The sequence below is a fragment of the Rhodoferax sp. UBA5149 genome, from assembly GCF_002413825.1.
In the GTDB taxonomy this organism is placed as follows: domain Bacteria; phylum Pseudomonadota; class Gammaproteobacteria; order Burkholderiales; family Burkholderiaceae_C; genus Rhodoferax.
The window spans coordinates 45,927-59,330 of record NZ_DHXT01000150.1 but is presented as its reverse complement, the minus strand read 5'-3'; the positions used below and the strand labels follow the sequence as shown (position 1 = coordinate 59,330).

Sequence of the window (13,404 nt, the reverse complement as noted above, 5' to 3'; positions counted from 1 at the left end):
CGCGCGCTACCGACCTGCTGGACAACGCGATCAAGTTTGCCGGTGGCGCTGAACTGGTGATCGAGCAGATCCCGCCTGACACCGTCGATATGGTGGTTCGCGACAAGGGCCCTGGTATTCCAGCGTCAGCGCTGCGTCGCGCAACCCATGGCACTACAAAAACAATAGCTGGTCACGCATATTCCACGGGGCCTAGCGCCTCATTTCGTATTGAACCGTGGAACCACCGGCCTTAACGATTGGCTGATGCGAAGCGCTGGCTGGCCGATCGCGGCGACTCGATCACCCAGGAAGCTGGCCGAATCCGGAATCGGCTAGCCGAAATCTGAATTCGGCGAGACAACGTTTTGGGTTACGCGAAAAATCACCAGACCAATCCCGGCCAATATTTTCGGACTCACCCATGAAACGTTTTGCATTCGCCACCCTTGTGATCGCGGCGGCTCCTTTTCTCACCGCATGCGGCCACCTCTCACCTGGCCGTGCCGCCATGGTTTCAACCGGCTACGTCGCCCACGAGCTTTGTTCGGCCGTGTTTGTCGCCGGACGGGACCCCGAGCCCTACTACCGCGACGCCATCGAGCCACTTGGCGGTTCGATAGCGTTCTTGATGAAGCATGTTATCGATCGTGACCGCTCGGAGGTGCGCGCAACTTTCGCCGGAATGGCGCAGAGTCGCGCGATCTACCGGCCGCCGTTTGGATGTATCAATGCCACCGATACCGCTCTGGCAGGGACGACCGCACCGGCAATGACACATGACGCCGCACCGCCTCTGCTGGCACCGATAGCCGATTCTGCTGCAGTCCAGACCACGAATCCTGCACTGACCACCGCATTGGAGCGTGTTTTCGAGGAGCCAGCACAGGGGCCTCACCGCAACACGCAGGCCGTCGTCGTCATTCACCAGGATCGGATCATTGCCGAACGCTACGCGCCAGGCGTTGCTATCGACACACCGTTGGTAGGTTGGTCGGCAACCAAATCGGTGACAAACGCGCTGCTGGGAATCTTGGTCCAACAAGGAAAGCTCGACATGAATGCCTCGGCGCCAATCGAGGCCTGGGCCGATTCGCAGGACCCCCGGCACGCGATCACGCCGGATCAGTTGCTGCGCATGACAAGTGGACTGGACATGGGCCAAACGCTGCATGACGTCAGTCCGTTCGATCCAGCAGCACAAATGTTGTTCATTGAACACGACATGGCGGCCTTCGCAGAACGTGCGCCGCTGGCCCACCCGCCGGGAACGCATTGGAACTACACCGACCCGAACACCTTGCTGCTCTCGCGCATCGTTCGTCATTTGGCCGGTGGCGACATGGCCAGCACCTACACTTTTGTGCACCGCGAGTTGTTCGACAAGCTCGGCATGCAGCATGCGACGCTCGAGTTCGATGCGGCCGGTACGCCTGTGGGCTCCAGCCAAATGTGGGCCTCCGCACGCGACTGGGCAAAATTCGGTCTGCTCTATCTGCACGACGGCGTGGTTGGCGGCGAACGCCTTCTGCCGCCAGGGTGGGTCGCGTATTCGGCGCGGCAAACCCCAGGCGGCGAGTACGTTGGATACGGTGCCGGCTTCTGGACGAATCGGGGCAAGGGCTACGGTTCCGGCTACCGCACCCAGGCGGGCATCCCGGCGGACGCCTTCATGGCCCGAGGGAGCTACGGTCAGTACGTCGTGATTATTCCGTCGGAACAACTCATCATCGCCCGTTTCGGCCCGGCGTGGACGCCACGTGACGACATGGATGCGGTGGCCCGGTTAACGCGGGAAGTGATCGAAGCGCTGAAGCAGCACCCGGTCGCTTCCAACAAATGACCGCGTGGTACGCCGCACGCCAATGTCGCGGTCCCGAATGTCGGCCATGGCGTTTCCTTGGTGGATGGCTGGGACCATCAGTGTCTGACAAGGGCCGCACCGCGTCTGCGTGCTAACCAACACTGTGAACTAATCCGCCAGCGGACTTTTTCTGGTGTCGGCTGGCGCTGCTGCAAATTGCCTGCGTATGAAGGCCCAGCTCATGCGCGAAGCGTCCGGCCCTTTGGGGTCGCTGTAAGCGCAGCCCGCTGCGCCGCCGCTCCAGGCGTGCCCCAGCCCCGTGATGTCGCACAGGGTGGCGACCAGCCGTCCGCCCTTGCGGTAGTCGGTCACGGTGGCCGGGTAGCGTGCGCCGCGTTGCACCGTGCGCGCCGGGCCTGGCGTCGCGCCTTCCCGATCGGCCCACAAAACCACGGCCCGAGGGCCATTGCCGGGCGCGACGAGGGGGTCGGCGCTGCCCTGGATGACCAGCAGTGCGGGCAGATGAATGCCGACTGCCAGGGCAGCCAGTGGCGCGGCCACCCGGCGCCCGCGCATGGCGCCCAACGCCGTGGCCGACGAAGTCGCCACGCCCGGCGCGATGCCCGAATGCATGACGATGGCCCGAAAGCGTTCGGGGCGCCGCACGGCCAGCAGCGCCGCCAGGCTGGCTCCGGCCGAGAGGCCGGCCAGCGCAACGCAATTCGGGTCGACCGGCTGCGTCAGGCAGACCTGGTTGATGGCGGCGTCGATGGAGTCGGCCTCGCGCTGTGCGCGCCCTGATCGTGTGTCGTACCAGTTCCAACAGCCTTGCAGGTTGGCGAGGCGGTCCTGCTCCGGGTAGAGCACCAGAAAGCGCTCGCGCTGGGCGATGCGGTTCATTTTGGTGCTGACGGCCAGTGCTTGCGCGTCCTGGGCGCAACCGTGCAGCATCACCACCAGCGGCAGGCGCTCGGTGCGCCGCACGCCGGGTGGCTTGTAAAGCCGGTAGCGCCGCGCACCGCCGGCACTGAGCGCGACGCCGGTGCGCCACTGGCCTGCCGACGCGCCGACTGAAGCAGAGGGCGAACCCGAAGTCGGCGCACGTTTGGTCAGCGTGGGCTTGGCATGCGTGCGCTTGGCCAGCGCGGGTTTGCTCGACGTGAATTTCAGCGCCGTGGTTTTACGCGCCTTGGGCGGCGGGCGCAGCGCCTGTTTCATCGCCCTGGCCCCTGCGCGCAGGGCCAGGCGGGTCATGGCGTTCAGTGAACGCTGGAGTGAACGGCTCAAAATGGAACTTCGCCTGCGCTGACCGCACCCCTGGCGTCGTCAGGAGGATGACCGGCGAGGTAGCCCCCCAAAGCGAAAGCAATCGCCTGCGTCAGCGTGACCCAGAGAATGGTGAATGTCCCAAACGCCGTCGCCTGCAGGTCGCTTTGCCCCCCGAACGACCACGTGCTCAATGCGCGTTCTGGCGCTGGTTCGTTGGCGCAGGCGGAGAAGGAAGGTAACACGTGAGTCTCCCGAAGGTGGCGTTGCCCGACTATCACGCAGGCAACTGACGGCCTCTGTCTGGTAACGCACAGAGTGGCAATTTGTTGCCTTGGTGCGGTATCGAACAGATTGAAGGGCGCCACGCGCCTATTGTTCTGATGGGGTGCCAGTCAATCTGCACGGTGCTCCGGTTTTTTTCCACAGCAACTCATGAATGGGCATTGATATGAACTACCAAGAACGCGACAACTACGGCATGTACAAAGGCACTCGCGGCGACGGACCCGGTCCTGCACTGATGGGGGCCAATACCCTGGTGGGCAATGACGTCTACAACCAGCAGGATGAAGATCTGGGCGATGTCAAGGAAATCATGCTTGACATGAGCACTGGCCGGGTTAGCTATGCCGTTTTGTCTTTCGGCGGCTTTCTCGGAATGGGCGAAAAGCTGTTCGCCGTACCCTGGGACGCCTTGACGCTGGATACCGTGAATAAACGTTTCACGCTGAACGTGCAGAAAGACAAACTGGCTGATGCACCCGGATTTGACAAGGACCATTGGCCCGATATGTCGGATCAGACCTGGGCCAAGGGCATTCATGACTACTATGGGACAAAACCCTACTCGACCATCGCCAGCATTTAGCTGCTAACTTCACTTCACCTTATTCCATGGGCAAGCCGGGAGGTGGAATGTCTTTTACTCTGACGCGCTGCAAAAACGCTGGCTTTACCTGTCACCAGTTGACGCGCTGGTCGACCTCGTAGTCGGGTGCGGATTGCGCCGCCAGATCCCAGTCCGGTTCAATTTGCACCTCCTCGCCCGCAGGGATACTGGCGGGTCAGGGTAATGGCCCTCGGCCCTCCATGCCGTGACGGATACGCCACTGTTTCACCATGATCGCCCCCCGTCATCATCTTGGACCGCGTATGGGTTGCCTTTGCAGCATCTTCCATCCGACCATGCAAGCTCTATACTGCCAAAGATGCCAACCGTTCTCAGAATTTCGGGATTCCGGTTTCATTTCTATTCTGATGAACGCATGGAGCCGCCCCATATTCACGTCGAACTGGTGATGGCGAATGCAAATTCTGGCTATCACCCGTAGCTCTGGCAAAGAATCGTGGCATGAGTGCAGTCGATATTCGCAGAGTGGAGCGCCTGCTATACGAACACCAGACCTTTCTATTGGAGAAATACAATGATTTTCAATCCCAATGAATTTGAGTTTGTAGCCACGCGGGCCTGGGTAGCGAACCGTACCGTCTTTATGGAATTGACTGATGGACGGCAGATAGGTTTCCCGGCAGCCAGATTTCACCGCTTGGCGAGCGCGACGGACGAACAATTGGCAGAAGTCACATTGCGCATGAATGGTTCGGCGTTGCGCTGGGAAGCTTTGGACGAAGACATCACTGTCACGGGTGCCGCGCTTGGAAGATTTCAGTCACCATTGCCCCAGGCCGCCTGAGTAGCTGTTCGCTACCCCTCCATCCCCCTTTTCAGCCGCCACTGCTTGACCAGCGCGTAGATTGCAGGAATCACGGCCAGCGTCAGCACCGTGCTGGAGATCATGCCTCCCACCATCGGCGCGGCGATGCGGCTCATCACTTCGGAGCCGGTGCCGCTGCCCCACATGATCGGCAAGAGGCCGGCCATGATGGCGACCACGGTCATCATCTTGGGGCGCACGCGCTCGACGGCGCCTTCCATCACCGCCTCGTACAGGTCGCTGACATTGGGCGCGCGACCGGCCTCGTGGCACTTGGTCTTGACCGCCTCCCAGGCGTGATCGAGGTAGATCAGCATGATGACGCCGGTTTCGGCGGCCACCCCGGCCAGCGCAATAAAGCCGACCGCCACGGCCACCGACAGGTTGTAACCGAGCCACCACATCAGCCAGATGCCGCCGACCAGGGCGAACGGCACCGAGAGCATGACGATCAGCGTCTCCGTGATGCGCCGGAAGTTCAGATACAGCAACAGGAAGATCGACAGCAGGGTCACCGGAATGACCACCTTCATTTTCTCGATGGCACGTTCCATGTACTCGAACTGGCCGCTCCAGGTGACGTAGTAGCCCGGCGGGAACTTGATCTGTTGGGCCACCGCCTTCTTTGCGTCGGCCACGTAGCCGCCAATGTCGCGATCCCGAATGTCAACGTAGATGTAGGCTGACAGCAGTGCGTTCTCGGTGCGGATGCCGGGCGCGCCCTTGGCGACCACCACCTTGGCCAACTGCCCCAGGGGAATCATGGCCCCGTCCATGGCCGGGATCAGCACCTCGCGCTCGATCTGCTGCGGGTCGCCGCGCAGCTCGCGCGGGTAGCGCACGGTGACGCCATAGCGCTCCCGGCCCTCGACCGTGGTGGTCACCATGTCACCGCCCAGCGCGGTACCGACCACATCCAGCAGGTCGCCCACATTCAGCCCGTAGCGGGCCAGTTGCTCGCGATCGGGTTCGATGTTGAGGTAAAAACCGCCGGTGATGCGCTCGGCGAAGGCGCTGGTGGTGCCGGGCACGGTTTTGACCACGGCCTCGATTTGCTTGGCCAGTATTTCCATCTGGTCCAGATCCTTGCCGAAGACCTTGATGCCAATCGGCGTGCGAATACCGGTGGACAGCATGTCGATGCGGGCCTTGATCGGCATCGTCCAGGAGTTCGCAACGCCCGGGAACTGCAAGGCCTTGTCGAGTTCGGCAATCAGCTTGTCGATGGTGAGGCCCGCGCGCCATTCGGATTCCGGCTTGAGGTTGATCACGGTCTCGAACATCTCGGTCGGCGCCGGATCGGTCGCCGTGTTGGCGCGCCCGGCTTTGCCGTAGACCGATGCGACTTCGGGGAAGCTCTTGATGATCTTGTCCTGCGTCTGCAGCAGCTCGGCGGCCTTGGTGATCGACATGCCGGGCAGGGACGCCGGCATGTAGAGCAAGGAGCCTTCGTTGAGCGTGGGCATGAATTCGGAGCCGAGCTGGGAGGCCGGGTAGTACGAGACAGCCAGCGCCAGCAGGGCGAGAAGAATCGTCACTTTCTTCCAGCGCATGACGCCGGCAATGATCGGGCGGTAGACCCAGATCAGAAAGCGGTTCACCGGATTTTTCGCCTCCGGCATGATCTTGCCGCGGATGAACAGCAGCATCAGCACCGGCACCAAGGTGACCGACAGCAGCGCCGCACCCGCCATGGAAAAGGTCTTGGTGTAGGCCAGCGGCGAGAACAGCCGCCCTTCCTGGCCTTCGAGACTGAAAACCGGCAGGAATGAGACGGTGATGATGAGCAGCGAGAAGAACAGCGCGGGGCCGACTTCCTTGCAGGCGGCCAGCATGGCATCAAAGCGGTCGCTTTTCGTGTGGCCCTCAGGCAGCCGCTCCAGATGTTTGTGGGCGTTCTCGATCATGACGATGGCGGCGTCGATCATGGCGCCGATGGCAATCGCGATGCCGCCCAGGCTCATCAAATTGGAGCTCATGCCCAGCAAGCGCATGGCGATGAAGGAGATCAGGATGCCCACCGGCAGCATCAGGATGGCGACCAGCGCGCTGCGCACATGCAGCAGGAAGACGACACAGACCGCCGCCACGATGAGCGACTCCTCCAGCAGCGTTCTTTTCAGGGTGTCAATGGCGCGGTTGATCAACTCGGAGCGGTCGTACACCGTTTGCACCGTCACCCCGGCGGGCAGGCCGGGACCGATTTCTGCGATCTTTTCCTTCAGGTTGGCGATCACTTCCAGCGCGTTCTGGCCATAGCGCGCCATGGCGATGCCCGACACCACCTCGCCTTCGCCATTGAGTTCGGTAACTCCGCGCCGCTCGTCGGGCGTCAGTTCGACCCGCGCAATGTCGCGGACCAGCACCGGCGTGCCCTTGTCGCTCTTGACCACCAGCATCTCGATATCGCTCTTGCCGCGCAAATAGCCCTTGCCGCGCACCATGTACTCGGTCTCGGCCATCTCCACCGCGCGACCACCGACATCGCGGTTCGAGTCGCGGATCACCTGCGCCACCTTCATCAGCGGGATGCCGTAGGCGCGCAGCTTGACCGGGTCGACCGTCACCTGGTAGGTTTGCACGAAGCCGCCGATGGAGGCCACTTCGGCCACGCCATGCGCCTTGGTCAGTTGATAGCGCACATACCAGTCCTGGATCGAGCGCAGTTCGGCCAGCGTCTTGTCCTTGGCCAGCAGCGCGTATTGGTAGACCCAGCCGACCCCGGTGGCGTCCGGCCCGATCTGCGGCGTGATGCCCTTGGGCATGCGTCCGGACGCGAAGTTGAGGTACTCCAGCACGCGCGAGCGGGCCCAGTAGATGTCGGTGCCGTCTTCAAAAATGATGTAGACGAAGGACGCGCCAAAGAAAGAAAAACCGCGCACCACCTTGGATTTGGGCACTGACAGCATGGAGGTCGTCAGCGGGTAGGTGACCTGGTCCTCCACCACCTGCGGTGCTTGGCCGGGGTACTCGGTGTAGACGATGACCTGCACGTCCGATAGGTCGGGCAGCGCGTCGATCGGTGTCCTGAGGACGGCAAAGACGCCCCAGAGCGTGATAAACAGGGTGGCGAGCAGGACCAGAAAGCGGTTCCGGCCCGACCATTCGATGATGTTGGACAGCATGGCTGGTACCGGTCAGTGACCGGCGGGCGCCGTAGCCGCCAGCGGTTTGACGCTGGTGATGACCCATTCACCGGGCTGACGCTCGACGAACTCGACGGCGACTTTGGCACCCGGCTTCAAGTCCTTGAGCAGGGCGTCGTTGGCGGCCTTGAACTCCATGGTCATGGCCGGCCACTTGAGGCTGGCCACCGGGCCGTGCGAGAGACTAACCGTGCCGGCCTTGGCGTCTATGCTGTCGACCGTCCCTTCAGCATGGTGGCCGGACGTTTTCCCGGCGGGCGCGGCTGACGCGGCCGGGGCCGCTACGGGGGCCGAGCTGCCAAAACCACCGACCGCCGCCTTGAGATTGCTCTCGGCATCGATCAGGAAGTTGGCCGCCACCACCACTTTGTCGCCGTCCTTCACGCCGTCCAGGACTTCCACGTAGTTGTCGTTGCGGGAGCCCAGCTTGACCTCTCGCGGCTCGAAGCGGCCCTCGCCTTGGCTGATCAGGACCATCTGGCGCGTGCCGCTATCGATGACCGCGGAAGCCGGTACGGTGACCACCGTGCCTTTGCTGGAGGCCGACAATTCCACCTGGGCGAACATGCCGGGTTTGAGCAACAGGCCGGGGTTAGCGAGTTCGACCCGCACCGCCACGGTGCGCGTCTCGGCTTTGAGGGTCGGATAGACGTAGGTCACGCGGCCCTCGAACAGCTTGTCCGGGTAAGCGTAGATTTTGACCTTGGCCTTGGCACCGGATTTGACCAGGGCGATGTCCTGCTCGAAGACGTCGGCGACGACCCACACAGCGGAGAGATCCGCAATCTGGTAGAGCGCCTCTCCAGGCATGAAGCGCATGCCCTGCACCGCCTTTTTCTCAATCACGATGCCAGCCACCGGCGAGCGAAAGGTCAGGGTTCGCCTGGACTCACCGGATTTGGCCAGCGCCTTGATCTGTTCTTCCGAAATATCCCAGTTCTTGAGGCGTTGCAGGCTGGATTCGGCCAGCTGCTTCATGCCGGACTGGGCCGGGCTGCCCGCCTCCTTGAGCGATTCCACGCCTTGCGCGGCAATCGCGTATTCGCGCTGGGCCGACACCAGCTCCGGGCTGTAGACCTCGAACAGCGGCTGGCCGCGACCGACCGGCTGGCCGGTGACGTTCACATGCAGGCGCTCAACATAGCCTTCGAATTTGGGGGCAATGGAGAAAAGACGGCGTTCATCGGGCTCGATGCGGCCGGCCGCGCGGACGGCCCGGTCCAGCACGCGCAGCTGGGCGGCTTCGGTGCGCACGCCTAGTTTTTGAACCTTGTCGGTGCTGATCTTGATCTGCCTGGCGGCTGCGGGATCGTTATCCTCTTCACCGCTGTAGACCGCGATGTAGTCCATACCCATGGGGTCTTTTTTCGGAACCGGCGAGGTATCGGGCAGGCCCATCGGGTTGCGGTAATAAAGGAGTTTTCGCTCCTGTTGTCCGTTGCCACCGGTCGCACTGGCGGCGCTGGCCGCCACCGCTGAACTGACTCCACCGTGCGTTGTGGCGCCCCGGTTGCCCAACCAGTAGCCACCACCGGCGGCGAGCAGCGCCACCGTGATGACGCCCACGGCAATTCCCGTGCCCTGCTTCATAGATCTTCCCCTATTAATTTTTCGATTTCGGCGAGACGGATTTGAGCCTCCATTTGGGCCTTGATCTGGTTTTGTTTGGCTTGTCGGATCTGGCGCTGGGCGTCCAGCAGCGTGGCGAAATCGACCTTGGTGTTTTCATAGCTGGCCAGCGCGGACTTGAAGGTGAGCTCCGACTGCGGCAGCAGGCTGGTCGTAGTCGTCATTTCGGTGCGGCGGGCGGCGTCGAGTCCCGACAGGTTTTCCGCCAGCTCACTCAGTACCTGATTCGCCGCCGCTTCCCGGCGCACGCGGGCGGCCGACAACATGGCCTCGGCTTCGCGTTCCTGCGAACGGCGTGAGGATTGCTGCAGGGGGATGTTGAGCTCCACCATCAGGCCCCATTCCTTGATCGCGCTGCCGTACTGGACCGGGGCCACGCTGACATTGAAATCCGGATAGCGGTTCTTGTAGGTCAGCTCGCGCGTTTTCTCGGCCGCCTTGAGTTTGGCGTCTTCCGAAAATAGCTGCGGATTGTGGCCACGCACGCGCTCTTCCAGAGCGCCGTATGCCAGTCGCGTGGCGGGCGGCATGGGGCGCAAGCGCTCCGGTGGCGCCAGTGCCGCGTTGGCGGGACGGGCGAGCAAGGCATTCAAGCGCGCCTGGACCATGCGCCGCTCGTTCTCCAGCGCGATGAACTCATTGCGCATATTGCTCTGCTCGACTTGCGCGCGAATGACATCCTGCTGCACCGCCAGACCACCGGCGTAGCGCGACTGCGCCACTTGTTCCAGACGCGCCATCAGGTCCAGTATTTCGGTCGTCAAGCGTTCGCTCTGGTGCAGGTAGTAAAACTGCGCGTAGGCAGACTTGATGCGCGCAGACAACTCGGCCCAGGTGCCCAGCGCACGCCCTTCGGCGCTTTCGGCCTCCAGTGCGGCGATGTCGCGCCTGAGATCGCGCTTGCCAAACCAGGGCACGTCCTGCATCAAGGTGTAGCGTGTACTGCCCACCTGGTTGGGCAACAGGGTCGGGTTCTGCTCACCGGCCTTGGTGATGTCCATCAGCTCGACGCGGAGTTTGGGGTCGGGCAAGGCGCCGGCCGGCGTCACCCGCTCGGCCGCGGCCTGCGCCTCGTAGCGCATGCCGCTGTATTCCGGATTTCTTTCCCTGGCGATCGCGAGCAGCGATTGCACATCTGCCCCGGGTGGCGTTTCCTGCGCTGCGGCGGCGACGCAGCAAACACTGGCAACCGCCGCGAGCAAGAAGCCCCTGGGGTTTTGAATAGATGTCATGCGAAAGTCCCTGTTGATTGTCCGAATCCGGCCGGCCAGGTCGGCGAGCCTGGGTGACTTACTTTACCGGCTCGAAGCGCACCACCGTCATGCCGCCGCTGGCGGGGTCGGTGGCAAAGCGGATTTTCTGTCCTTCCTTCATTTGATCGAGCCAGGCCACATCCTTGACGCGGTAGGCCATGGTCATTGCCGGCATGCCGCTGGGCAGGGGACCGTGCGACAAGGTGACCCGTCCCGTGGACTTGTCGATTTTCTTCACCACGCCCTCGGCCAGCGGCGTTTCGGCGGCGGCCATCTGCATCGCGGCGGGGCCGCCGTGAGGGCTGTGGTCTGTTTGGGCCATGGCCTGCATGGAAAAGCCGGCGCTGGCCAGCACGATGAGCGCGGGGGCAATGAAAGTCCTCATGGGGTTTTCTCCTGGGGTTGGATGCAATGAGCACAGTTTGCACGACTCGCCCCGACGGCTAGCTGACCGCCAAATTACATTTTTGTTATTTTCAGCTTGCCAACTTGCCGTTGCGGCGCAGGCGCAGTGCATTGCCGATCACCGACACGGAACTGAAGCTCATGGCCAGGGCCGCGATCATCGGCGACAGCAGCCAGCCCGTCAGCGGGTACAGCACGCCGGCTGCGACGGGGATTCCCAGCGTGTTGTACAGGAGGGCAAACAGCAAGTTCTGTTTCATGTTGGCGACGGTGGCTTCCGACAAGGCCCGCGCGATGGCGATCCCGCGCAAGTCACCCTTGACCAGTGTCAGCTGTGCGCTGTTCATCGCGACATCGGTCCCGGTCCCCATGGCGACGCCGACATCGGCTTTGGCCAGCGCTGGTGCATCGTTGATGCCGTCCCCGGCCATTGCCACGATGCGGCCTTCCTTCTGCAGTCGTTCGACCAGCAGCAGCTTGTCCGCCGGTTTGACTTCCCCATGCACCTCGTCGATGCCCAGACGGGCGCCGATCGCCTTGGCCGTGGTCAGGCCGTCACCGGTGGCCATCACGATGCGCAGGCCGGCCGCTTTCAGGGTCGCCAAGGCTTCGGGCGTACTGGGCTTGATCGGATCGGATACGGCGAGCAGGCCTGCCAATTGCCCATCAACGGCCAGATGCATCACGCTGGCACCTTCGGCGCGCAAGGCCTCGGCCTGTGACACCAGGGGCGCAACCGAGACGCCGATCTGCTGCATCAGCGTGGTATTGCCCAGCGCCAGCTGCCGCCCTGCGACCTGCCCGCGCACACCAATACCCGACCCGGACTCGAAGTTCTCGGGTTTGTCCAGTGTCATGCCGCGCTCCCGGGCGGCGCGCACTATTGTTTCGGCCAGCGGGTGCTCGCTGCCCTGGTCCAGGCTTGCGGCCAGGCGCAATACTTCATCGGCCTCAAAGCCTGGGGCGGGAACGGCACGGTCAAACGCCGGGCGGCCCTCGGTCAGCGTGCCGGTCTTGTCGATGATGAGGGTGTCAATCTTGCGCAGGTTTTCGATGGCGGCGGCATCGCGAAACAGCACGCCCCGAGTGGCACCCAGACCGGTGGCCACCATGATGGACATGGGCGTGGCCAGGCCCAGGGCGCAAGGACAGGCGATGATCAGAACCGCGACTGCATTGATCAGGCCGAAGACCCAACTGGGCTCGGGCCCAAACAATCCCCACGCCAAGAAAGTCAGCGCGGCGATGGCCACGACGGTCATGACAAAGTAGCCCGCCACCAGGTCAGCCATGCGCTGCATCGGAGCCCTGGAACGCTGGGCTTGTGCCACCATCTGCACGATTTGCGCGAGTACCGTGCTGGCGCCAACCCGCTCGGACCGCATCACCAAGGCGCCACTGGTGTTGAGTGTCGCGCCGATCACTTTGTCCCCCACACGCTTGGTCACCGGCAACGGTTCACCCGTCAGCATGGACTCATCGACCGCACTGCTGCCTTCGACCACCACGCCGTCGACCGGCACTTTCTCGCCGGGGCGGATGCGCAATTTGTCATCAATATGCACATCGCTCAGGGGTACGTCTTCTTCGCCGCCGTCGTCACGGATGCGCCGGGCGGTCTTGGGGGCCAGACCGAGCAAGGACTTGATGGCGGCTGATGTCTGTGACCGGGCCTTGAGCTCCAGCATCTGGCCCAGCAAGGTGAGCGAGATGATCACGGCCGCCGCTTCAAAATAGACGGCGACCCGACCCATCGAGACGAAGGAGGCCGGAAATACCTGCGGCGCCACGGTCGCCACCACGCTGTAGACGAATGCGGCACCGGTGCCAAGCCCGATCAGGGTCCACATATTGGGGCTGTGATTCACCACCGACTGCCAGCCGCGAACGAAGAAGGGCCAACCGGCCCACAACACGATGGGCGTCGCGATGACCAGTTCGACCCAGCTCTGCACTGCCATGTCCATCCATTGCAGTCGGTGGCCGAACATGGCGAGCACGAAGACGATGGCAGTCAGCGGCAAGGTCCACCAGAAACGGCGCTGGAAATCACGTAACTCGGGGTTGTCGTCGTCCCCCAGCTCAGGCAGTATCGGCTCCAGCGTCATGCCGCACTTGGGGCAGTTGCCGGGATGGTCTTGACGGACCTCCGGGTGCATCGGACAGGTGTAGATCGTGCCCCCCGCATCGGCGACCGACGGGGG

At 62.9% G+C, this 13,404-nt stretch carries 12 protein-coding genes; 6 read left to right on the top strand and 6 right to left on the bottom strand.

Annotated elements, in window-relative coordinates:
- Positions 1-236, top strand: a 236-nt coding sequence (locus B3V69_RS13090) for an ATP-binding protein (protein ID WP_349679215.1), incomplete at its 5' end; no start/stop codon positions are given.
- A 167-nt stretch (positions 237-403) separates the two neighbouring features.
- Complete coding sequence (locus tag B3V69_RS13085) at positions 404-1,822, top strand: serine hydrolase domain-containing protein (RefSeq protein ID WP_296447199.1); 1,419 nt, start codon at positions 404-406, stop codon at positions 1,820-1,822.
- Between the two features lie 129 nt (positions 1,823-1,951).
- Here B3V69_RS13085 and B3V69_RS13080 read toward each other — a convergent pair whose 3' ends face one another.
- The gene (locus B3V69_RS13080; protein WP_296447198.1) at positions 1,952-3,070 is read right to left on the bottom strand and encodes an alpha/beta hydrolase family esterase; all 1,119 of its coding nucleotides are present in this window, start codon (positions 3,068-3,070) and stop codon (positions 1,952-1,954) included.
- 430 nt (positions 3,071-3,500) lie between these two features.
- On the opposite strand from B3V69_RS13080, the gene B3V69_RS13075 reads away from it, so the two are divergent.
- The 4 genes from B3V69_RS13075 (at position 3,501) to B3V69_RS13070 (ending at position 4,746) form a co-directional block, all read left to right on the top strand.
- Positions 3,501-3,920 (top strand): PRC-barrel domain-containing protein, encoded by a 420-nt coding sequence (locus B3V69_RS13075; RefSeq protein WP_296447197.1) that lies wholly within the window; start codon positions 3,501-3,503, stop codon positions 3,918-3,920.
- 340 nt (positions 3,921-4,260) lie between these two features.
- The gene (locus B3V69_RS20810) at positions 4,261-4,383 is read left to right on the top strand and encodes a DUF4160 domain-containing protein (protein WP_414707529.1); all 123 of its coding nucleotides are present in this window, start codon (positions 4,261-4,263) and stop codon (positions 4,381-4,383) included.
- A gap of 20 nt (positions 4,384-4,403) precedes the next feature.
- Positions 4,404-4,496 (top strand): hypothetical protein, encoded by a 93-nt coding sequence (locus B3V69_RS20805; protein ID WP_414707528.1) that lies wholly within the window; start codon positions 4,404-4,406, stop codon positions 4,494-4,496.
- A complete protein-coding gene (locus tag B3V69_RS13070; protein ID WP_296447195.1) occupies positions 4,477-4,746 on the top strand; it encodes a DUF2442 domain-containing protein in 270 nt (89 codons plus the stop codon). Before B3V69_RS20805 ends, B3V69_RS13070 begins: the two co-directional genes overlap by 20 nt.
- An 11-nt stretch (positions 4,747-4,757) precedes the next feature.
- Here B3V69_RS13070 and B3V69_RS13065 read toward each other — a convergent pair whose 3' ends face one another.
- The 5 genes from B3V69_RS13065 to B3V69_RS13045 all read right to left on the bottom strand — a co-directional run bounded on the left by B3V69_RS13065 (position 4,758) and on the right by B3V69_RS13045 (position 13,359).
- Positions 4,758-7,892, bottom strand: coding sequence for an efflux RND transporter permease subunit (locus tag B3V69_RS13065; protein ID WP_296447194.1), 3,135 nt, complete (start codon positions 7,890-7,892; stop codon positions 4,758-4,760).
- A gap of 12 nt (positions 7,893-7,904) precedes the next feature.
- Positions 7,905-9,503 (bottom strand): efflux RND transporter periplasmic adaptor subunit, encoded by a 1,599-nt coding sequence (locus tag B3V69_RS13060; protein WP_296447193.1) that lies wholly within the window; start codon positions 9,501-9,503, stop codon positions 7,905-7,907.
- Positions 9,500-10,774, bottom strand: coding sequence for a TolC family protein (locus B3V69_RS13055; protein ID WP_296447192.1), 1,275 nt, complete (start codon positions 10,772-10,774; stop codon positions 9,500-9,502). Before B3V69_RS13055 ends, B3V69_RS13060 begins: the two co-directional genes overlap by 4 nt.
- Before the next feature lie 58 nt (positions 10,775-10,832).
- A complete protein-coding gene (locus B3V69_RS13050; protein WP_296447190.1) occupies positions 10,833-11,180 on the bottom strand; it encodes a copper-binding protein in 348 nt (115 codons plus the stop codon).
- A 91-nt stretch (positions 11,181-11,271) separates the two neighbouring features.
- Complete coding sequence (locus tag B3V69_RS13045) at positions 11,272-13,359, bottom strand: copper-transporting P-type ATPase (RefSeq protein ID WP_296447225.1); 2,088 nt, start codon at positions 13,357-13,359, stop codon at positions 11,272-11,274.
- Between the last annotated feature and the right edge of the window lie 45 nt (positions 13,360-13,404).